This is a genomic window from Pseudomonas sp. ICMP 460 (assembly GCF_002723595.1).
GTDB lineage: Bacteria > Pseudomonadota > Gammaproteobacteria > Pseudomonadales > Pseudomonadaceae > Aquipseudomonas > Aquipseudomonas kitaguniensis.
Genome location: NZ_LKBR01000068.1, coordinates 84755 through 105614 on the forward strand (window position 1 = coordinate 84755; position 20860 = coordinate 105614).

Annotated in this window: 22 protein-coding genes; 12 read left to right on the forward strand and 10 right to left on the reverse strand. The window is 60.1% G+C overall.

Annotated elements, in window-relative coordinates; translation table 11 throughout:
- Window positions 1–41: 41 nt before the first annotated feature.
- Together AO240_RS25425 and AO240_RS25430 are read left to right on the forward strand one after the other, a co-directional pair.
- Entirely contained in the window at window positions 42–491 is a 450-nt protein-coding gene (locus AO240_RS25425; RefSeq protein WP_099240200.1) for a YcgN family cysteine cluster protein, read from the forward strand.
- Window positions 492–504: 13 nt separating this feature from the next.
- Window positions 505–1725 (forward strand): hypothetical protein, encoded by a 1221-nt coding sequence (locus tag AO240_RS25430; protein WP_099240202.1) that lies wholly within the window; start codon window positions 505–507, stop codon window positions 1723–1725.
- Between the two features lie 143 nt (window positions 1726–1868).
- Here AO240_RS25430 and AO240_RS25435 read toward each other — a convergent pair whose 3' ends face one another.
- From AO240_RS25435 to AO240_RS25445, 3 genes are all read right to left on the reverse strand, one after another.
- Window positions 1869–2219, reverse strand: a complete 351-nt coding sequence (locus AO240_RS25435) for a DUF2892 domain-containing protein (RefSeq protein WP_099240204.1) — start codon at window positions 2217–2219, stop codon at window positions 1869–1871.
- Window positions 2220–2286: 67 nt separating this feature from the next.
- Entirely contained in the window at window positions 2287–2754 is a 468-nt protein-coding gene (locus AO240_RS25440) for an RNA methyltransferase (protein WP_099240206.1), read from the reverse strand.
- Between the two features lie 139 nt (window positions 2755–2893).
- The gene (locus AO240_RS25445) at window positions 2894–3271 is read right to left on the reverse strand and encodes a YajD family HNH nuclease (RefSeq protein WP_058411060.1); all 378 of its coding nucleotides are present in this window, start codon (window positions 3269–3271) and stop codon (window positions 2894–2896) included.
- 152 nt (window positions 3272–3423) lie between these two features.
- On the opposite strand from AO240_RS25445, the gene AO240_RS25450 reads away from it, so the two are divergent.
- Window positions 3424–4344, forward strand: a complete 921-nt coding sequence (locus AO240_RS25450) for a ParB/Srx family N-terminal domain-containing protein (RefSeq protein ID WP_099240208.1) — start codon at window positions 3424–3426, stop codon at window positions 4342–4344.
- A 203-nt stretch (window positions 4345–4547) separates the two neighbouring features.
- Here AO240_RS25450 and AO240_RS25455 read toward each other — a convergent pair whose 3' ends face one another.
- On the reverse strand, window positions 4548–5234 hold the full coding sequence (locus AO240_RS25455; protein WP_058411058.1) for a spermidine synthase: 687 nt from the start codon (window positions 5232–5234) through the stop codon (window positions 4548–4550).
- A gap of 78 nt (window positions 5235–5312) precedes the next feature.
- Between AO240_RS25455 and AO240_RS25460 the strand changes: the two genes are divergently transcribed.
- Window positions 5313–5597 carry a hypothetical protein gene (locus AO240_RS25460; RefSeq protein ID WP_058411057.1) on the forward strand — a complete coding sequence of 95 codons (285 nt, stop codon included), beginning with the start codon at window positions 5313–5315 and terminating at the stop codon, window positions 5595–5597.
- Here AO240_RS25460 and AO240_RS25465 read toward each other — a convergent pair.
- Together AO240_RS25465 and AO240_RS25470 are read right to left on the reverse strand one after the other, a co-directional pair.
- Window positions 5594–6067, reverse strand: a complete 474-nt coding sequence (locus tag AO240_RS25465; protein ID WP_099240210.1) for a cyclic nucleotide-binding domain-containing protein — start codon at window positions 6065–6067, stop codon at window positions 5594–5596. The two genes, AO240_RS25460 and AO240_RS25465, sit on opposite strands and share 4 nt — an antisense overlap.
- A gap of 68 nt (window positions 6068–6135) precedes the next feature.
- Window positions 6136–8190 carry a S9 family peptidase gene (locus AO240_RS25470; RefSeq protein WP_099240212.1) on the reverse strand — a complete coding sequence of 685 codons (2055 nt, stop codon included), beginning with the start codon at window positions 8188–8190 and terminating at the stop codon, window positions 6136–6138.
- 21 nt (window positions 8191–8211) lie between these two features.
- Here AO240_RS25470 and AO240_RS25475 point away from each other — a divergent pair, with 21 nt between their 5' ends.
- From AO240_RS25475 to AO240_RS25485, 3 genes are read left to right on the forward strand one after another with little or no spacing between them, the layout of a single operon-like run.
- Window positions 8212–8754: an MFS transporter gene (locus tag AO240_RS25475; protein WP_099240214.1), complete on the forward strand. Its 543-nt coding sequence runs from the start codon at window positions 8212–8214 to the stop codon at window positions 8752–8754.
- Window positions 8755–8784: 30 nt separating this feature from the next.
- Entirely contained in the window at window positions 8785–9561 is a 777-nt protein-coding gene (locus AO240_RS25480; protein ID WP_099240216.1) for a class II glutamine amidotransferase, read from the forward strand.
- A gap of 11 nt (window positions 9562–9572) precedes the next feature.
- On the forward strand, window positions 9573–10115 hold the full coding sequence (locus AO240_RS25485) for a DUF2937 family protein (RefSeq protein WP_099240218.1): 543 nt from the start codon (window positions 9573–9575) through the stop codon (window positions 10113–10115).
- A 1239-nt stretch (window positions 10116–11354) separates the two neighbouring features.
- On the opposite strand, the gene AO240_RS25495 is transcribed toward AO240_RS25485, so the two are convergent.
- Window positions 11355–12293, reverse strand: a complete 939-nt coding sequence (locus AO240_RS25495; protein WP_099240220.1) for a LysR family transcriptional regulator — start codon at window positions 12291–12293, stop codon at window positions 11355–11357.
- A 175-nt stretch (window positions 12294–12468) separates the two neighbouring features.
- Here AO240_RS25495 and AO240_RS25500 point away from each other — a divergent pair, with 175 nt between their 5' ends.
- The 3 genes from AO240_RS25500 to AO240_RS25510 are packed head-to-tail and all read left to right on the forward strand — an operon-like array spanning window position 12469 to window position 14821.
- Entirely contained in the window at window positions 12469–13209 is a 741-nt protein-coding gene (locus AO240_RS25500; protein ID WP_099240222.1) for a 5-oxoprolinase subunit PxpA, read from the forward strand.
- On the forward strand, window positions 13206–13910 hold the full coding sequence (pxpB, locus tag AO240_RS25505) for a 5-oxoprolinase subunit PxpB (protein ID WP_099240224.1): 705 nt from the start codon (window positions 13206–13208) through the stop codon (window positions 13908–13910). Before AO240_RS25500 ends, pxpB begins: the two co-directional genes overlap by 4 nt.
- Window positions 13907–14821: a biotin-dependent carboxyltransferase family protein gene (locus tag AO240_RS25510; RefSeq protein ID WP_099240226.1), complete on the forward strand. Its 915-nt coding sequence runs from the start codon at window positions 13907–13909 to the stop codon at window positions 14819–14821. Before pxpB ends, AO240_RS25510 begins: the two co-directional genes overlap by 4 nt.
- A gap of 148 nt (window positions 14822–14969) precedes the next feature.
- Here the strand turns inward: AO240_RS25510 and AO240_RS25515 are convergent, their stop codons facing one another.
- The 3 genes from AO240_RS25515 to AO240_RS25525 form a co-directional block, all read right to left on the reverse strand.
- Window positions 14970–16148, reverse strand: a complete 1179-nt coding sequence (locus AO240_RS25515; RefSeq protein WP_058411047.1) for a VWA domain-containing protein — start codon at window positions 16146–16148, stop codon at window positions 14970–14972.
- Window positions 16148–16993 carry a MoxR family ATPase gene (locus AO240_RS25520; protein ID WP_099240228.1) on the reverse strand — a complete coding sequence of 282 codons (846 nt, stop codon included), beginning with the start codon at window positions 16991–16993 and terminating at the stop codon, window positions 16148–16150. Before AO240_RS25520 ends, AO240_RS25515 begins: the two co-directional genes overlap by 1 nt.
- A gap of 105 nt (window positions 16994–17098) precedes the next feature.
- Window positions 17099–18175, reverse strand: a complete 1077-nt coding sequence (locus AO240_RS25525; RefSeq protein WP_099240230.1) for a DUF748 domain-containing protein — start codon at window positions 18173–18175, stop codon at window positions 17099–17101.
- Window positions 18176–18313: 138 nt separating this feature from the next.
- Here AO240_RS25525 and cysK point away from each other — a divergent pair, with 138 nt between their 5' ends.
- Both cysK and AO240_RS25535 read left to right on the forward strand, forming a co-directional pair.
- Window positions 18314–19288, forward strand: coding sequence for a cysteine synthase A (cysK, locus tag AO240_RS25530; protein ID WP_099240231.1), 975 nt, complete (start codon window positions 18314–18316; stop codon window positions 19286–19288).
- Between the two features lie 184 nt (window positions 19289–19472).
- Window positions 19473–20411 carry an aspartyl/asparaginyl beta-hydroxylase domain-containing protein gene (locus tag AO240_RS25535; protein ID WP_099240233.1) on the forward strand — a complete coding sequence of 313 codons (939 nt, stop codon included), beginning with the start codon at window positions 19473–19475 and terminating at the stop codon, window positions 20409–20411.
- The last annotated feature ends 449 nt before the right edge of the window (window positions 20412–20860 follow it).

Sequence of the window (20860 nt, forward strand, 5' to 3'; positions counted from 1 at the left end):
AGACTGGCGGCCTTTTCACCTACTGATACTGATGCAGAGCCATGGCCGCCAAAGTCGAACCTTTCTGGATACGCAAAACCCTTGAACACCTCGACCAACAGGAATGGGAGTCGTTGTGCGACGGCTGTGGCCTGTGCTGCCTGCAAAAGCTTGAGGATGAGGACGACAACAGCGTCTATTACACGCGTATCGCCTGCAAACTGCTCGACCTGAAAACCTGCCAGTGCACCGACTACCCCAACCGTCGCGCCTCGGTGCCCGACTGCATCCAGCTCACGCCGGGCCAGGCCGACCAGTTCAAATGGTTGCCGCCAACCTGCGGCTATCGCCTGGTCAGCGAGCGCAAAGACCTGCCGCTGTGGCATCACCTGGTGTGCGGTGACCGCGATGCGGTGCACCAGCAACGCATTTCCCAGTCTGGCCGCATGCTCGCCGAAGGCAGCGTGCCCGAAGACGACTGGGAGGATTACCTGATCTTCCGTGCAGGCTAAAGGAGGCGTGTGTATGACGCTGCAAACCCGGCTGGCGGCGCTTTTGGTGTTGCTGGCGCTGAGCCTGCCCGCGTGGTGCGCGAACAAAGTCGAGCTGGACTACCACGTCAAACTGCTGCCGCAGAGCGATCAGGCGCAAGTGCGCGTGAGCGTGTCGCAAGGTTCGGCGGTGCGCAGCCTGAACTTCGACCTGGGCGCCGGCGGCGACTACAGTGACTTCAAGGCCGACGGCCAATGGAGCCTCAACGGCCACCGTGGCCTGTGGCAACCGAGCGCCGGCAAGGCCAGCCTGACCTACCGTGTACGCCTGACCCACGCGCGTAAAACCGGCATTTATGAAGCGCGGATGACCCCCGGTTGGGCGCTGTTCCGGGGTGAAGACCTGGTGCCGCCGGCGCGGCTCGACCAGCAGGACGGCGTCGAGTTGGTGTCGCGGCTGGCGTTCGAATTACCGACAGGCTGGGCAAGCGTCGAAACCGCCTGGCCGCGCATCGGCAAAAACACCTTTCGCATCGACAACGTATCCCGCCTGTTTGATCGGCCCACCGGCTGGATGCTCGCCGGCAATCTTGGCAGCCGCCGCGTACGCTTGGGCGACACCGACGTCACGGTGGCTTCGCCCAAGGGCCAGGGCATGCGCCGCATGGATGTGCTCACGTTGCTGACGTTCGTCTGGCCGCAAATTGAGGCCGCGTTTCCGCGTCACCCCGCCAAGTTGCTGGTGCTGGGCGCCAGTGACCCGATGCGCCGCGGTGTGTTTGCGTCGCGCGACTCACTCTACCTCAACAGCCGCACGCCGCTAGTCAGCGAAAATGGCAGCAGCCCGTTGATTCGCGAAGTGGTGCAGGCCGTCGGGCGTTTTAACGATCACGGCAAGAGTGACTGGATCAGCGAAGGCATGGCGCAGTTCTATGCCATCGAACTGATGCGCCGTGCGGGCGGTATCACCGATGATCGGTATGCCGCGATCCAGGCGCGACTGGTCAAGGAAGGCAAGGACGTGACCACGCTGCGCGGCGAGCACGTCAGCGGTGCAACCGTTTCGCGCGCGGTGGTGGTGTTGCAGGAGCTGGACCGGGAGATCCGCGTGAAAACCCACAACAAACGCTCGCTGGATGACCTGGCACACGCGGTGATGCGTGCAAACAGCGTCACCACGGCCGAGTTTGTGCAGTTGGCCGACGCTGTTATCGGCGAGTCGTCGGTGGTGCTGGATTCCAAACTGCTGCGCTGATGGGTTAGGCCAAACGCGCTTTTTTGTGGGAGCGGGCTTGCTCGCGATAGCGCTGTGTCAGTTGAAAAATACTCGTCTGAGACAGCGCAATCGCGAGCAAGCCCGCTCCCACAGTTTGACCTTGCACCTCTGCAAGGCGTGGATCAGGCCGGGGTTTTGACGGCTTTTTCAGCGGCCACTTCGGCCTTGGTCTTCAAGTTTTTCAACTCTTGGCCTGCGCGCTCGATCTTTGTGCGCACGGTGTTCATTTCCTGGCGGCCCTGCTCCAGCTTGTCTTTGAGCGAGCTGTGCCCGGTAACGCCGCGCACCAGCGCCACGCCGCCAATTGCCACCTGGATCAGCCCGAAGATACCGCCACGGCGCAGGCCTTTGCCGACCAGCATGACGCCGCCGGCGACTGAGCCGATGCGTTCCCAGCCGTGCACGTTTTGGCCGGGTTGGCTTTCAAATGGCGCGTGTTCGATGATAGGTCGCAGGTTTTTGCTGTCGCTCATGGTCTGTCTCCAACAAGGGCTAGTGTGAATAGCTGACTGTTGGCAGGCGTCGGATGTTCCCGAAAAATCAGTATTTGGGGCCTGAGCGGGTGTTGTTGCCTTTGGCCAAGCGGTCGTAGAGCACCACGTTGACGGTGGCGGCAAGGTTCATGCAGCCGGTGGTCGGGATGTACACCACGTCTTCACACCAGTTGCGAATGTCTTTATCGAGCGAGCCGTCTTCGGGGCCGAAGATATACAGCGCGCGGTCGGGATGGGTGTATTCGGGCAGCGGGCGCGCGCCTTCGACCAGTTCCACAGCGACCGGGACGCAGCCCAGAGGCAGGATCTTTTTCAGGTCGTCGATGCCGATCAGCGGAATGTCGTGGTGGACTTTCTTGGTGTCGGTGATGAAATCCCGCGCCCGTTCGTAACGCACCCCGGTGTAGAACACCGAGGCCACGCCGTAGCAGCCGGCGGCACGCATCACCGAACCGACGTTTTCGGGGGATTTGGGGTTATACAGACCGATGCAGCTGTAGCGTTTATTGCCCACGGGGAAGGGTGCCTTAAAAGGGCGGCATTATAGCGGCAAGTTTCAAGCTGCAAGCTATAAGTTAGGCAGCTGCAAGTTTCAAGCTGCAAGCTGCAAGCAGATCGGCTTTTTCTTGCGGCTTGCGGCTTGCGGCTTGCCGCTATGATCCATCTTTTTTCATCAATCCGGCCAACGCCGCAAACGGGTTGTGCGTCGCCTTGGCAATCGTCGGGCTGCTGGTGGAGCCTTCGCCGAAGTACTGCTGGTCGGTATAACGCGAGTGTTCGTTATCGTGGCAGTACAGGCACAGCAACTCCCAGTTGGAACCGTCCTGGGGGTTGTCATCATGATTATGGTTACGGTGGTGTACGGTCAGTTCGCTCAAGCGCTTGCCGGCAAATTCACGCGCGCAACGGCCACACACGTGCGGGTACATCTTCAAGGCTTTGTCGCGGTAGCCCATTTCCCGGTCGCGCTGGGCATCGGCAAGAATGCGGTCCAGCTTGGCAGTGTGGGAGGGCGGGTTAGTCGAGCTCATCATGGCTCCTGGCTATTTGGGGGTTCACGGATACAGTTGATTCTAGCCGCTCGCGCCGTAAATGACCGCTGGCTTTTTCAGCAGCGGTACAGCCTGGCACCGGCAATCGTTTGTAGTATCGGCTCACACCCTGCACAAGGATCTGAAAACCTATGCGTTTATACCCATGGACCGCTGCGCTGCTGCTCAGCGTGCTGGCGGCTCAAGCCCAAGCGTTCTCAACGCCCAAGCCTGGCCAGGTCGTCGAGGTGAGCCTCGAACAACTGCACCCCACCCAAGCCGTGGTGGGGTTTGACCAGATTGGCTACAGCCTGGCGTTGTTCGCCGACAAGCCGGCCAAAGTCTTCGACGAATACTGCGAAACCAATGGCCAGGGCGAGGCTGACAAAGTGCCCAAAAAGGCCAACCTGCACCAACCCCAAAGCTTCAGTTGCAAAGACCCGGTGGGCGCCCACCCCGATGCGATGAAAACCGTGGTGGTCGGACCCGGCGGCCAGTTGTACCTGACCGACGGTCATCACAGCTTCACCACCTTGTGGGAAGTACCCGGTGGTGGGCCTCAATTGAAAATGTGGGTCAAGGTTACCGACGATTTCAGCACCAGCGCGGACATGCCCGCGTTCTGGCAGCGCATGCAGGCCGCGCGCAAGGTTTGGCTTAAGGACAATCAGGGCCGCACGCTGGCGCCTGAGCAATTGCCAGCGCACTTGGGTTTCAAGAACCTGCAGGACGACACGTTCCGCAGCCTGGTGTACTTCACCCGCAAGGCGGCCTACGGCAAGCCGGACGAGGGCGCGATTGCGCCGGAATTTTTGGAGTTTTACTGGGGCAACTGGCTGCGCACGCAGATCGATTTGAGCGCGTTCAACCTGAACAAGAAAGGCGGCTATAAGGATGCGATCGAGGCCGTCGCCAAGCGCATGGTCAGCCTGGCGCCGGGCTCACAGGTCGGCGACAGTGGTTTTACTGCGCATCAACTGGGCGGCATGACCAAGCTGGACCAGGGTGAGCTGGAAAAAACTGTCGATAAAAAGCTGCCGTATGTGATCGATTACCGCAAATCCCGAAGCTGACGGGGGTTGAACGTGTGGGAGGCCCAGCGGCATCTTTGATATAGCGCTGTCGCGCGGCCATCGTGGTTTAACGGGGCGCTTCTCAGATCAAAGCACGGCGGCCTTAAGCCGACCTGAGTGGTTAAAGCAGATCAAAAGCGGACTTAGCATACACAGCGATCTGCTTTTGCTTTTTGTGGGAGCGGGCCGCTTGGTCGGCGCGATCAGCCCTTGAGCTTTTCGGCAATCCAAATGGTGTGCCGGGTGCCTTTGTTGCCGTGGGCAAACACCTGCACTTCTTCGGCCTTGAAACCGGCCTTGCGCAGTTTGTCGCTGAACAGCTTGTCGGCGCTGGCCGACCACACGGCCAGTACGCCCTTGGGCCGCAAGGCTTTGGCGCAAGCGGCCAGGCCACCGGCGGAGTAGAGCCAGCTATTGGCTTTTTGCGTCAGACCTTCGGGGCCGTTGTCGACGTCGAGCATGATCGCGTCAAACCCCTGAGGCTCGGCCTGCAGCACCTTGGCCACGTCTTCCATGCGGATCACCGTGCGCGGGTCCAGCAGCGGGCGGCCGGACTTTTCGCCCAGCGGCCCACGGTTCCATTCCACAACACCGGGCACCAGCTCCGCCACCACCACTTCGGCGGTCTTGCCCAAGTGTTTGAGGGCCGAGGCCAAGGTAAAGCCCATGCCCAAACCACCGATCAATACCCGCGAACCGGGGCGCCCGGCGACCTTGCGGCAGGGAATTTCCGCCAGCGCGTCTTCGGAGCCGTGCATGCGCGTGTTCATCAACTGGCCGCCATCACCGCCCTGGATCTTGATGACAAAATCCTCACCGTATTCGAACAGGCACAAGGCACCGCCGTTGTCGGGGATCGGGGTGGTGTCGAGCAGTACGAAACGTTTCATGGAAATCTCATTGGGAAGGGCATTCTTGCGCGGTTGGGAGTAGCCTTACGACATTCCGGTCAGGCCATGGAGCCATCGATGAAGTGCAACATTCTAACGGTCATTGTGTTGAGCGCGCTCGCATTGGGTGCCGCGCAGGCTCAGGAGGTGCAAACCGTGCCCGTTGCACCCGCGCCAACCCCAGGCGCGCCGGGCACGCCGACGCCGACGTTATACCCGCAGGTCACCCCGCCTGTCGCCCCCAAGGCCACCGCTAACGGCTCACCTGCGCTGGTGCCCATCGTATTGCCGACGCCACCGAAGGACCAAACCGTGCCTGGCTTGCTGCAGAACGACAGCAAACCGAAAACTCCCGGCGGTTAAACCTGTTGCGCGAGTAATTGCCCATCGGCCATGCGCAGGCGTTTGGACAGGGCAATCGCAATCGCGCGGATGATCTTGGCGGCAACGCGCGGTGCCTCGTTGAGCATTTTTTCCAGGGAATCCTTGCCCAGGTTCAGCACCACGCTGTCGCTTACCGCCACGCAACTGGCCGAACGCCGCTCACCATCGAGCACCGCCATTTCGCCAAAAGCCCGGCCACTGCGCAGGGGGGCGATGGTCAAGCGCTGGCCTGCGTGATTGGTTTTTTGCACGGCGACCTGGCCGCTGTGGAGGATGCACATGAAGGTGCCGGCATCGCCCTCGAGAAAAATCGCCTCGTCTTGAGCAATGCTGCTGATGTTGAAGTAGCCCGCGGCCAAGTGAAAATCTTCCGGCAACAGCGCGTCGAACAGCCCGCAGTCCATGAGCATGTCGCGGATTTCGTCGTTAAGCAAAGTGGGTTGTGGCATAGCGGCAGTATTGATCCATCAATCAGTCGGCGGTCCTGTGTTCAGACAGAACCGCCGCACTAAGTTCCTTAAATCAACCCCAGTGCCTTGAACACAAACGCATATTCGAGCGCTACGTCACGTAAACCCTGGTAACGCCCGCTCATCCCGCCGTGGCCGGCACCCAGCTCGGTCTTGAGCAGCAGCAGGTTGTCGTCGGTCTTGGTGTCACGCAGCTTGGCCACCCACTTGGCCGCTTCCCAGTACTGCACGCGGCTGTCGTTGTAACCTGCGATCACCAGCGTGGCCGGGTAGGCCTGGGCGCTGACGTTTTCGTAGGGTGCGTAGGCCTTGATGCGCGCATACACCTCAGGCTCTGCAGGGTTGCCCCACTCGTCATACTCGGTGATGGTCAGCGGCAGCTCCGGGTCGAGCATCGTGTTGAGTACATCGACGAACGGCACTTCGGCAATCGCTGCCTGGAACAGCGCCGGGCGTTGATTGAGCACCGCGCCGATCAACAGGCCGCCAGCACTGCCGCCGCTGATCGCCAGTTGTTTGGAGGTGGTCAGGCCTTGGGCGATCAGGTGTTCGGCGCAGGCGATAAAGTCGCTGAAAGTGTTTTGCTTGTGTTCCTGTTTGCCGTTGCGATACCAGGCTTCACCCAGTTCGCCACCGCCGCGTACGTGCGCAATGGCAAACGCCACGCCACGTTCGAGCAGGCTCAGGCGCGCATGCGAGAACCACGGGTCAAGGCTCTGGCCATACGCGCCATAACCGTAGAGGTACAGCGGGGTTGGCTTGCCGAGTTGGTCGCGCTTGACCACCAGGCTGATCGGCACTTGAGTGCCATCGGCAGAGGTGGCCCACAGGCGCTGGCTGACGTAGTCGTCGGCGTTGAACGCGCCCAGCACCGGGGTTTCTTTAAGCACCACTTGTGCGCCTGTGGCCAATTCGAGCTGGCGTACTTGGGCGGGGCGGTTCAGGGCTTCATAACGCAGGCGGATCTTGTGGCTGGCAAACTCCAGGCTGTTCTGCACGTAAAGGCTATAGGCCGCATCGGGCAATTCGACGCGATAGGCCGCCACGTCCTGAGCGTGCACTTCGATTACCGGCAGGCCGCCGATGCGCAGGCTCAGGGTCATTGCGCTGGCGTTCAAGCTCACGCCGTCGAGCATCACCTCGTCGCTGTGCGGGATCAGGTTTTGCCATTGGTCTTCAGTCGGCACGCTGCCGGTGTCGGCGGCGACAAACAGCGCGTAGTTGATGCCGTCGCGGTTGCTGCGAATAAACCACGTCCATTCGCCGTCGAGTTTGCCGTGGTCGACATCGTATTCATGGTCCTCGACGCGTGGCGCCAGGCAGGTAAAGTCCAGGTGCGGCTGGTCGGCGTCCAAGGCCCAGATTTCACTGGTGGTTTTGCTGCCCAGCGCCAGCAGCAACTGGCGCTCCGAGCTTGCACGGTAGCAATGCAGGAAAAACCGCCCATCGGGCTCGTGGAACACTTGCTGCGCCGCCGTGCCATCCAGGCGGTAGCGATAAAGCTTGTGCGGGCGATGGGTGTCGTCCAGCTCGCCGAAGAACAGCGTCAGGCTGTCATTCGCCCAGGTCATGCTGCCGTCGCAGTTCTCGAACGCGAGTTCGCTGACCTTGTCGGTGGCCAATTCCTTCACGAACAGCGTGTAAATCTCTTCACCACTGGTGTCGAGGCTGTAGGCCAGGCGCTGGTGGTCGGGGCTGATGCTGAAGGTGCCCAGCGAAAAAAACCCGCCATTGGCCAGCACGTTGGGGTCGAGCAGCAATTGTTCAGTGCTTTCATCCACCACGTTGCTGTCGTCCGCCGGGCGGCGGCAGCGGTAGTGACGGGCGTATTCGTCACCCGCGGTGGTGCGCGTGTAATACAGGTACGGCCCCCACGGCGAGGGCAGCGACAGGTCGGTTTCGAGAATGCGGCCCTTGATCTCTTCGAACAAGGTCTCGCGCAGCGCTTGTTGATCGGCGAGTTGCGCCTCCTGCCAAGCGTTCTCGGCTTTGAGGTAATCAAGTACTTCAGCGCTGTCACGCGCTTGCAGCCAGGCGTACGGGTCTTGGCCTGCGGCCTTGCGGGCAATCGGGGCGGCAGCGATGTGGGTCGATGAAGGCATGGATCACTCTCTGTCTGGCGGATGGTGGCAGGCATTGCAGCCGAGACACGCAAAAGCCGTTATCATAGCCGCCTGTTTGCCTACCTTGCCATGGACACCATGACCGAGAACGACTATCTGACCGCTTGGGGCCTTTACGCCTTCGCCGCTTTAGGCTGCCTGTTGGTGTGGTGGCGCATGACCCGCTGGGTCTGGCGCTGGCTGCGCGAGCCGCTGCAACTGCTGATGGCGGTGCTGCTGTTCAGCCCGACCATCGTTGACCCGGTCAAAACCCAGTTCGCGCCGGCCGTGGCGATTACCGCGCTGGACCTGGTGCTCAAGGTCGGCAATAACGCGTGGCGGGCGGTTTCCGATCTGTTCATGTACACGCTGATCGCCGCTGGCGTGTATATCGTCTTTGTGTTGATCCGCTGGCCCATCGAGCGCGCCGCCAACGCCCGCCGTGAGCGCAAGGCCGCGACCGATGCTGCGTTGGCCGCCGAGCGCGCCAACCAGGATGAAGACGACGAGCCGTACCGTCGCCCGGCGCCTGCCGGCAGCATGCGGGTCGAACCGCGCCTTTAACGTTGTCCGCCCTGCAGCGAGAGCCCTGGCATGTGTGAATTATTGGGCATGAGTGCCAACGTCCCCACCGACATTGTGTTCAGTTTTACCGGGCTGATGCAGCGCGGCGGGCGCACCGGCCCGCACCGCGACGGTTGGGGCATCGCCTTCTATGAAGGCCGTGGCTTGCGTCTGTTCCAGGACCCGGCCGCCAGCAGCGAGTCGGAAGTCGCGCTGCTCGTGCAGCGTTATCCCATCAAAAGTGAAGTAGTGATTGGCCATATCCGCCAAGCCAACGTAGGCAAGGTGTGCCTGTCCAACACCCACCCGTTCGTACGTGAACTGTGGGGCCGTAACTGGTGCTTTGCGCACAACGGTCAATTGGCCGACTTCAACCCGAGCGCCACGTTCTACCGGCCAGTGGGCGATACCGACAGCGAAGCGGCGTTCTGCGACCTGCTCAACCGCGTGCGCGAAGCGTTCCCGGAGCCTGTGGACATCGAACAGATGCTGCCTGACCTGATCGCGGCCTGTGCTGAATACCGCAACAAAGGCGTGTTCAATTGCTTGCTCAGCGACGGTGACTGGCTGTTTTGCTACTGTTCAACCAAATTGGCGCAGATTACCCGGCGCGCGCCGTTTGGTCCGGCACGGTTGAAGGATGTCGACGTGATCGTCGATTTTCAGGCCGAAACCACGCCCAATGATGTGGTCACGGTGATCGCGACCGAACCGCTTACCGACAACGAAAACTGGACCCGCTATGAACCGGGCCAATGGAGCCTGTGGCGACGCGGTGAATGCGTGAGCCAGGGCATCACTGAGTAAGGATAACGACCATGTTGCTTAGCTATCTGCGATTGGTGCTGTTTGCCATTGGCCTGTTGGTGGGTGTGCAAGTGCCGGGGTTTATCAACGACTACGCCAAGCGTGTCGAGGCCCACTTGATCGAGGCGCAGACTGGCCTGCGCGGGTTTGACGCAACGGCGCAGCAGTTCTTCAAAGGTGATTTGCAGGCGCTGGTGGCGCATTACCGCGCGAGTGACGACCCGGTGTTTCGCAGCGATGCCAACAGCCTGGGCACCTTGCTGGACCGTCAGGTGGCGCTGGACAAGCAATTTCAAGCGATGCAAGGGCCCTGGTACATTCGCGCGCTGCAGGTGGCGATAGCCGCCGACCCGGCGATTCGTCTGGAAACCTGGAACGGCTACAGTTATCAGATTCTGCTGACACCTGAAGCCATGGGCTGGGGATTGGGCGGCGCGATGTTGTTATCGTTTGGCATTGAGTGCCTGTTTCGCTTGATCGACTGGGTGGTGTTGGGCGGCAAGCGCCTGCGCCAGAGCCGGCCGATTGAAGAGCGCGACCTTAAAGGGCTCTAAAAACCGCCACAGCGCTAAATGTGGCAGCGAGCAAGCCCGCTCCTATCAAACTACAAATAACCTATTGTTTTTGCTATTAAAATTATTTAGGTTTGTTGTTTGGGTTTTGAGTGCATATCCGTTATTGAGGTTATGGCTTGTATCGGTTCCGCTCTTACAGCGGGTCACTTTTGAAAGGCCCGGAAGCCGGCCCAGCCAAAAGTAACCAAAAGGTCCTCGCCCCACCACTCGGTGCCTCGCTGTGGCTCGGCATGCCCTCACTCCGATATTACGGAGCGGGCCGCCGCGACGGGGCGTCCCTGCCCCGTCGCGGCTAAACCGGCGTCCTGCCGGTTTACCCGCTCCGTAATATCTGCGTTCGGCCAGCGTGGTTTAACGGGGCGCCTTTAGATCAAAATCAAAAGCAGGCGGCCTGACAGCCGACCCAATCTCCCACGCTGAATGCGGTCAAATGTGGGAGATTCTATGGCTGAAAAAGCGGGACGCAGAGCGTCCGGAGCGGCATTACCACGCAGAGCGTGGGAACGATCATCTAAGCTGACCCAATCTCCCAAGCAGAATGCATTCAAACTGTGGGAGGGGGCTTGCTCCCGATGGCGGTGTATCAGTCACAGATGCAGTGACTGACACTCTGCTATCGGGAGCAAGCCCCCTCCCACAAAAAGCAAAAAAAAGCAGATCTGCTGTGTATGCAAAAGCGCTTTTGATCTGCTCCAACCACTCAGGTCGGCTTTCAGGCCGCCGTGCTTTTGCTTTTGATCTTGATCTGAGAAGCGCCCCGTTAAACCACGATGGCCGCCCGCAGGCTTGAATCCGTGGGTAACCCGGCAGGACGCCGGGTTAGCCGCGCTGGGCCAAGGATGGCCCATCGCGGCGGCCCACGGATTCAAGCCTTCGGGCGGGCACACCGAGCCTAAGCGAGGTGCCGAGTGGTGGGGCGAGAGCGTTTTGGTTACTTTTGCGCTCTATCAAAAGTGACTCGCTGTAAGAGCGAAACCGAGTGGTGGGGCGAGAGCGTTTTGGTTACTTTTGCGCTCTATCAAAAGTGACTCGCTGTAAGAGCGAAACCCATACAAGCCATAACCAAAATACCGGATATATACCCAACCTGAAGAACACCCCCGAACCAGCCCGATGCGCGACAGCGCTACATCAAAGATACAGCGCCCACAGTTGGAAGACCGGGCCAGCTTCCGGGTGCACAAGGCCGCACCCCCAACCTATAACCGCTTAAATCAGCTAATCCGCCTGCTTCAATGAAACCTGTGGGCTCAGCACCATCCGCTCTTCACCCACCTCTTCGGCATACCGCGCCACTACCTTCTGGCACAGCCCGACTATCTCCTCCACCAGCTCCACACCGACGCGCCACGACACCACCACCTGCAAATTCGGCAAGCGCTGCGCCATCGGCAGCATCACCAATTCCCCGCGTGCCAGCTCCTCACGGACCAGCACCGGGGGCAGGGCGCCTATTCCAAACCCATCGCGCAGCAAGCGAGTGATCGCCGACACCGAGTTCACACAATTCATGCGGGGCGCGGCCACCCCGTTGGCCTGCATCAGGCTCAACACGTCCTGGTGCGGGTGCGAATTTTTCGAGTAAGTGATGATGCGCTCCCGGGCCAGCTCAGCGAGGGAGCCGTAGTCACGGTTGTAGATCGAATGGCTGGCAACAATCCACGCCATCGGGTGGCTGGCAAGTTCCAGGCTGCGCACGGTTTCGAGGCGCAGCAGGTCGGTTTGCAGGATCAGGTCGAGGAAGCCCTTTTGCAGCTGATCGCTGAGGTTGAGCGCGGTATCGGCGATCAATTCAATTTCGACCAGCGGAAAATGGTCCATCAATTCCGCCACCAAAGGGCTGAGCCACGTATGGATCACCGTGTCCATCGCGCCGATCCGAATGCGTCCGACCTTGCTGCTGGTGGTTTCCAGCGATTGCTTCAAGCCCTGCAGCGTCACCATCATTTGCTCGGCGTAATCGAGCACCTTCAAGCCTTCCGGGGTCAGGCTCACGCCGCGCGAGTCGCGCAGGAACAGCTTCACCCCCAGCTCGCTTTCGAGCACGGCAATGCGGCTGGAAATCGAGGCCTGGGTGGTGAACAGCTTTTCGGCGGTCAACCGAAAGCTCTTGAGCTTGGCCACCCAGACGAAGGTTTCGAGGAACTTCAAATTCATGGGATCAACTTTTCTTATGCATGGATCGGTTTTTATTAGTTGGACGCCGCGCCGGGCAAACGCCAAAAATCGAGCTATTCCACGATAAGCGGCGTTGGGGTGTCAGGACAAGTTGCGCGTTGCGTGCCCACAATCCCACACTGTAAAAAATACACAGCCTATAGGAGCACCCACCGTGAGCCGTCTGTTATTGAACTGTGACATCGGCGAAAGTTTTGGCAACTGGACTATGGGTCTGGACGCCGAAATCATGCCGTTCATCGATTGCGCCAACGTGGCTTGCGGCTTTCATGCCGGCGACCCGAGCATCATGCGCAAGACCGTCAGCCTGGCCTTCAAGCACGGCGTGCAAGTCGGTGCGCACCCGGCGTACCAGGACCTGCAAGGTTTTGGGCGCCGCTCCATGGCCTACACACCTCAGGAAATCCAGGACCTGTTGCACTACCAGATTGGCGCGCTGGACGGCATCTGCCGCGCGCAAGGCGGGCGCGTCAGTTACGTCAAACCGCATGGCGCGATGTACAACGACATGATGGCCAACCCTGCGCAACTGCGGGCGGTTATCCAGGCTGTGGCGGCCTATGGCGACTTGCCGCTGATGCTGTTGGCCACGCGCGATAACAGCGCGGCCAAGGCTTTGGGCGATGAATACGGGGTTATGCTGTGGTTCGAAGCGTTCGCCGACCGTGCTTACGACCACCAGGGGCACTTGGTCTCCCGCCAGTTGCCGGGCGCCGTGCACCACGACGCCGAGACCATCATCCAGCAAGCCTTGACCCTTTGCCAAGGCGAAGCGCTGACCGCCAGCGACGGCAGCGCCTTGCTGTTGCAGGCCAATACGCTGTGTGTGCATGGCGATAACGCCAGTTCCGTGGCCGCGGTGAAACGTATCCGCGAGGCGTTGAGGCCAGCATGAAGCCACGCGTTGAAGTGGTGGCGATCGACTGTCTGATGGTGCGTCTGTTTGAGGTGATTGCCGAAGCCAATATGCCGTGGATGCTCGCTGCCACCCAGCGCCTGCGCGAGCGTTTTGGCGCGGCACTGGTCGACCTGGTGCCGTCCTACAGCACCTTGATGGTGCATTACGACCTCACGGTATTGGCCCCGGCCGAGGCGCGGGTGCTGATCGACCAGGCCCTGGCCGACTTGCAACCCCAAGCCCAGGGCAGCGGCCAATGCCACGTGTTGCCGGTGTGGTACGACCTGAGCGTCGGCCCTGAGCTGAGCTTGCTCAGCCAGCGCAGCGGCTTGGCGGTAGACGAAGTGATCCGCCGCCACAGCGCCCATCAATACCAGGTATTCGCGCTCGGCTTTGCGCCCGGTTTTGCGTTTATGGGCTTGGTCGATGAGGTGCTCGCCACGCCACGCCTCAGCACGCCGCGCAAACGCGTGGCTGCTGGCAGCGTCGGCATTGCTGAACGGCAGACCGCCGCTTACCCGGTGGTCTCGCCGGGTGGCTGGAACCTGATCGGCCGCACCCCGGCCAAGCTGTTCGACCGTGAGCGCGACGGCTACAGCTTGATGCAACCCGGCGACACTGTGCGTTTCGAGCCCGTCAGCCACGCCGAATTTATCCGTTTGGGCGGCGATGACACGCCATTGGAGGCGCAGGCATGAGCCGTTTGTTGATCGAGGCCAGCACGCCGCTGTGCCTGTTGCAGGATGCCGGCCGTTTTGGCGTGCGCCACCTCGGCGTGACCCAGGGCGGCGCGCTGGATTGGGTGTCGATGTCGTGCGCCAATTGGTTGCTGGGCAATGCCCTGGATGCGCCGGTGGTGGAAATCACCTTGGGCGGTTTTACCGTGCAGGCGCAAGAGTATTGCCTGCTGGCCCTGGCCGGTGCGGACCTGGGCGCTTACATCGATGAGCGTGCGATCAGCCCCGGGCGCAGTTTTATTCTGCAAAAGGGCCAGCGCTTGCGCTTCACCCAACCGTTCAGCGGCGCGCGCGCTTACTTGGCGGCGCCCGGAGGGTTCACTGCGCCGCAGGTGCTGGGCAGTTGTGCCACGGTGGTGCGTGAGGCGTTGGGTGGGCTGGACGGTTTCGGCAAGGCGTTGGCTGAAGGCGGGCGCCTGGCGTATTCCGGCACGGGCGGCGCGATGAAAGTGCTGAGTGAGCCGGGGTTGCCTGCCAAGGCGCCGCTGGAGGTCATTGTGGGTGCGCAGATTGGCCAGTTCAGCGGGCAAAGCCTGTTTGACGCGTTCAACACCGAATGGGCCATCGACAGCCGCGCCGACCGCATGGGCATGCGCCTGCTGGGCACGCCGTTGCAGTATCAAGGGCCGTCGTTGATCTCTGAAGGCATTCCGTTGGGGGCGATCCAGGTGCCGCCGGACGGGCAGCCCATTGTGTTGCTCAATGACCGGCAGACCATCGGCGGCTACCCGCGTTTGGGTGCGCTCACGCCGTTGGCGCAGGCCCGGCTGGCGCAATACCTGCCCGGCGAGAAACTGCGCCTGGCGCCGGTGGTGCAAGAGACCGCGCATCGCCAGCACCGCGACTTTCTACAGCGCCTTGCCACCGTCTAACAAACACCGAGGTCAAAATGTGGGAGGGGACTTGCTCCCGATGGCGGCGTTTCAGTCACTGATGTTTTGACTCAAACACTGCCATCGGGAGCAAGCCCCCTCCCACACTGGATTTCCTGCAGCATGGGTATCCTGATTTGGATTCGGATTACTTGGAGAGAAAACGCATGCCTTCTTCCAGCCCGCGCAGCGTCAGCGGGTACATCTGATCCTCGACCAACTCGCGCACAATCGCGGTCGACGCCGTATACCCCCACGTGTCCTTCGGGTACGGGTTTATCCAGATCAGCTTTTTATACTTGGCCATAAAGCGCTGCATCCACACATAGCCGGCCTCTTCATTCCAGTGCTCGACGCTGCCGCCGGCCTGGGTGATTTCATACGGCGCCATCGACGCATCACCAATAAAGATCACTTTGTAATCGGCGCCGTACTTGTGCAGCAAATCCTGGGTCGAGGTGCTTTGCGAGGTGCGGCGCTGGTTGTCCTTCCACACCGCTTCATACACAAAGTTATGGAAGTAGAAGTACTCAAGGTGCTTGAACTCGGTCTTGCACGCCGAAAACAGCTCTTCGCAGATCTTCACATGCGCGTCCATCGAGCCACCGATGTCGAACAGCAGCAACAGCTTGATAGTGTTGCGCCGCTCCGGGCGCATCTGAATATTCAACAAGCCGGCATCACGCGCCGTATGGTCGATGGTGCCGTCGATGTCCAGCTCTTCTGCCGCACCCTGGCGCGCGAACTTGCGCAAGCGGCGCAGGGCGATCTTGATATTGCGCGTGCCCAGCTCAACCTGATCGTCGAGGTTTTTGTACTCACGCTGGTCCCAGACTTTTACCGCCTTGCCCTGGCGCTTGCCGGCATCGCCCACGCGGATGCCTTCCGGGTTGTAGCCGCCTGAGCCAAACGCGCTGGTGCCGCCGGTGCCGATCCACTTGTTGCCACCGGCATGGCGTTCCTTCTGTTCTTCCAGGCGCTTCTTGAATTCCTCGATCAGCTTGTCGAGGCCGCCGAGGGACTGGATCTGCGCACGCTCTTCATCGCTCAGCGAGCGTTCGAATTCCTTGCGTAGCCACTCCTCGGGGATCAGCGCCTGCAGGTGGTCGTCGAGTTTTTCGAGGCCATTGAAGTAGGCGCCGAACGCGCGGTCGAACTTGTCGAAATGCCGTTCGTCCTTGACCAGAATCGCGCGGGCCAAGTAGTAAAACTCGTCCATGTCTGCGAAGGTCACCCGCTGTTTCAGCGCGTTGATCAGGTCGAGCAGTTCGCGCACCGACACCGGCACTTTGGCCGCACGCATTTCGTTGAACAGGTTGAGCAGCATCAGCGATTACCGCGACGGCTCATAAACGCCAGTCGTTCCAGCAGTTGCACGTCTTGCTCGTTCTTCACCAGGGCGCCGGCCAGCGGCGGGATCGCCTTGGTCGGGTCGCGTTCGCGCAGCACCGCTTCACCGATGTTGTCGGCCATCAGCAGTTTGAGCCAGTCGACCAGCTCCGAGGTGGAAGGCTTTTTCTTCAAGCCCGGCACTTTGCGTACGTCGAAGAACACGTCCAGCGCTTCGCTGACCAGGTCTTTCTTGATGTTGGGGTAATGCACGTCGACGATTTTTTGCAGCGTGCTGCGGTCGGGGAAGGCGATGTAGTGGAAGAAGCAGCGGCGCAGGAACGCGTCCGGCAGCTCTTTTTCGTTGTTGGAAGTAATGATGATGATCGGGCGCTTTTTGGCCTTGATGGTCTCGTCGATTTCGTAGACGTAGAACTCCATCTTGTCGAGTTCTTGCAGCAGGTCGTTGGGGAACTCGATGTCGGCCTTGTCGATTTCATCGATCAGCAGAATCACCCGTTCCTCGGACTCGAAGGCTTCCCAGAGCTTGCCCTTTTTCAGGTAATTGCGCACATCGTGCACCTTGTCCACGCCCAACTGCGAGTCGCGCAGGCGGCTGACCGCGTCGTACTCGTAGAGGCCCTGATGCGCCTTGGTGGTGGACTTGATGTGCCAGGTGATCAGCTTGGCGCCGAAGGATTCGGCCAGTTGCTCGGCCAGCATGGTCTTGCCGGTGCCGGGTTCGCCCTTGACCAGCAACGGCCGCTCCAGGGTGATCGCGGCGTTGACGGCCAGTTTCAGGTCATCGGTAGCCACATAGGCCTGGGTGCCTTCGAACTTCATCGCTCATTCCTCAGATTCATCAATGCCCGGACTATACCGCGCAGCCCCGGTGGCTGTGAACGCAGACGCCTTATTCAGTCTCTGAATGGCCGGTCACGCGCCGCATCAGTCGGTCGACGGCTTGGGCTGTTCGTACCGCGCGTTGAAGGCCTGGATGAAACCGTTGCGCAAAATCGCCACGAATGCAGAGAACGCGCTGATATTTTGCTGGTGCACGCTGCCGCTGAGTTCGACGCGCGTGGCAAATTGATTTTTGCGCTGGTTTTTCAACACCGTCTCACTGGTGCCCACCACGGCTTCCCAGATCGAGCGGAAAATATTTTTGTCTTTGTTTTCGACGTCCTGCTGCCAGTCAAAAACTTCAACATCGCGCAACAGCGGCTTGATGTAGCCGCTGAGCTGGCCCTTCTGGGCCTGCGCTTCGATCACCACATCACCGGTGCCCGCCTTGAAGTCGAACTTGCCGTACGCCGAGGCGAAATCGTTCATGCGTGTGAGTTGCAGGTCACGCGCGCGGAAGCGGAATTCGAAGTCCTCAAAATCATTGAAAGGGTCAAAGGTGGCAGTGGCTTCCAGCGGCGCCTGGCCTTGCAGCATGGCCTTGCCGTCAAAGCGTGCATCGCGCTGGCCTTTGAGGTCCACCACGTTGGTCAGGTTATACAAGCTGGCGTTGATTTCAGTGGCGTTGATGTTTACTTGCGGTTTGGAGCTGAAGTTGTGAAAGGCGACCTTGCCGTCCTCAATGCGCACTTCGTTCAGGGTGATCGGCAGGAGTTTTTTCAACTGCGCTTGCCAGTCGGTGCCCTTACCAGTCTGGGACGCCTGTTTGTTTGCGCCGCCGTCGACGAAGTTGATTTCAGGCCGCACAAAATGCCCCTCGGCAACCACCGCATGGTCGTACCACAGCGAGTGCCAACTGACCGCAAATTCAATCAGCGGCGCGTTAACCAGCGGCACCGGAACCTTACCGTCGACCTTGACGATTTTCAGCCCTTTGATGCGGTAAGCGCCGCGCCACAATGCCAGGTCTACATCGGCGATTTCGCCACGGTAATCGCCCATGTCGGCGAGCTTGTCATTCAGGTAATCGCGCACCACGTAAGGCAGCGCGATGTTCAAGGCGACCAGCAGCAACACCAGCCCGGCGGCGGTCCATAGCGGCCAACTGTAGCGACGTTTCATGGCGTAGGTTCTCTGTCCATATCGGGTTACATATAATTGATGGACTTGCGTACAGGGCGCAACGTTCCGCAGACTGGACGCCTCTACGCCAGCGGCATAACCTTGGGGCCTTCCTGAAATAGCCTTAAGGACCCCGTCATGAGCCGCATCTTTGCAGACAACGCGCACTCCATCGGTAATACGCCCCTGGTTCAGATCAACCGGATTGCGCCACGTGGCGTGACCATCCTGGCCAAGATCGAAGGGCGTAACCCAGGTTATTCGGTGAAGTGCCGCATTGGCGCAAACATGATTTGGGACGCCGAAAGCAGCGGCAAACTCAAACCCGGCATGACCATTGTGGAACCGACTTCCGGCAACACCGGCATCGGTTTGGCGTTTGTCGCGGCCGCGCGTGGCTACAAACTGCTGCTGAGCATGCCAGCGTCCATGAGCATCGAGCGGCGCAAAGTGCTCAAGGCTCTCGGTGCCGAACTGGTGCTGACCGAACCGGCCAAAGGCATGAAAGGCGCTATCGAAAAAGCCGCTGAAATCGTTGCCGGCGACCCCTCGGCCTACTTCATGCCGGGCCAGTTCGAAAACCCGGCCAACCCTGCGATCCACGAGAAAACCACCGGCCCGGAAATCTGGAACGACACCGACGGCGCCGTCGACGTGCTGGTCGCGGGCGTCGGCACCGGCGGCACCCTTACCGGTGTGTCGCGCTATATCAAGAACACTGCGCGCAAGCCGATTCTGTCGGTGGCGGTGGAGCCGATTGCATCGCCGGTGATCACCCAGGCGCTGGCCGGTGAAGAGATCAAGCCCAGCCCGCACAAGATCCAGGGCATCGGCGCGGGTTTCGTGCCGAAAAACCTCGACCTTTCGATGGTCGACCGCGTGGAACTGGTGACCGATGAGGAATCCAAGGCGATGGCCCTGCGCTTGATGCAGGAAGAAGGAATTTTGTGCGGTATCTCTTGCGGCGCCGCCATGGCCGTGGCTGTGCGCCTGGCCGAGAAGCCGGAAATGCAGGGCAAGACCATCGTGGTGATATTGCCGGACTCCGGTGAGCGCTATCTAACGAGCATGCTGTTTAGCGATTTGTTTACTGATCAAGAAAACCAGGCTTGACCAGTTTTGCTGCGTGTCTCCCACGCAGGGCCCGCAATCAGGGGTGCAGAGGGTTGATTTATGTCAGTCGGTCGGCCAAAGCCTTCTGCATAATGCTGCAAATGTTTATGATGAGCGGCTGCTACGTTTGGTTTCCCCTCACCGGGAAGTTATTCGCCAGGCGCTAATTTCCAGGAGTTGCTGCATGACCTTTTCTTTGGCCGCCAAACTGTCGGTGCTGCTGTTGTTTATCGGCAGCACGTTGTATGTGCACTTGCGTGGCAAGGCCCGTTTGCCGTTGTTGCGTCAGTTCGTCAACCACTCGGCGTTGTTCGCCCCGTACAACGCCTTGATGTACCTGTTCTCGGCCGTGCCGTCCAAGCCGTACCTGGACCGCAGCAAATTCCCTGAACTGGACGTGCTCAAGGACAACTGGGAAGTGATCCGCCAAGAGGCCATGCACCTGTTCGACGAGGGTTATATCCGCGCCGCGGAAAAGAACAACGATGCAGGCTTTGGTTCGTTCTTCAAGAAGGGCTGGAAGCGTTTTTACCTCAAGTGGTACGACAAACCGTTGCCATCCGCCGAGGCGCTGTGCCCGAAAACCGTGGCCCTGGTCAGCAGCATCCCCAACGTCAAGGGTGCGATGTTTGCGCTGTTGCCCGGCGGCAGCCACCTCAACCCGCACCGCGACCCGTTTGCCGGTTCGTTGCGTTATCACTTGGGGCTGTCCACGCCGAACTCCGACGACTGCCGCATCTTCGTTGACGGCCAGGTCTACGCCTGGCGCGACGGCGAAGACGTGATGTTTGACGAAACGTATGTGCACTGGGTGAAGAACGAAACCGAACACACTCGGGTGATTTTGTTTTGCGACATTGAACGCCCGTTGAGTAGCCGTTTGATGACGCGCATCAATCGCTGGGTCAGCAAGCAACTCGGTCGTGCTACTGCGCCTCAGAATCTGGATGACGAACGTGTTGGCGGCATCAACCAGGCCTATGCCTGGAGCAAGACCTTCAGCGACAAGTTCAGTGGTCAGGTCAAACAGTGGAAGCGCAAGCACCCCAAAGCCTACCGCATCGCGCGGCCGGTGTTGGCGGTGGTGGTGTTGGTGCTGTTGTGGAAGTGGTTGTTTGGCTGATCTGATGTAGCGGTGTTGCGCATCGGGCTTGGGGGTGTTCTTCAGGTTGGGTACATATCCTTTATTTGGGTTATGGCTTATATCGGTTTCGCTCTTACAGCGAGTCACTTTTGATAGATCCGGAAGCCGGCCCAGTCAAAAGTAACCAAAACGCTCTCGCCCCACCACTCGGTGCCTCGCTTAGGCTCGGCATGCCCGCCCACAGTCTTGAATCCGTGGGCCGCCGCGATGGGCCATCCTTGGCCCAGCGCGGCTAACCCGGCGTCCTGCCGGGTTACCCACGGATTCAAGCCTGCGTGCGGCCATCGTGGTTTAACGGGGCGCTTCTCAGATCAAGATCACAAAGATCAAGAGCAAGAGCACGGCGGCCTGAAAGCCGACCTGAGTGGTTGAAGCAGATCAGAAGCAGATCAAGGGCGGGTCTTGAGTACACAGCAGATCTGCTTTTT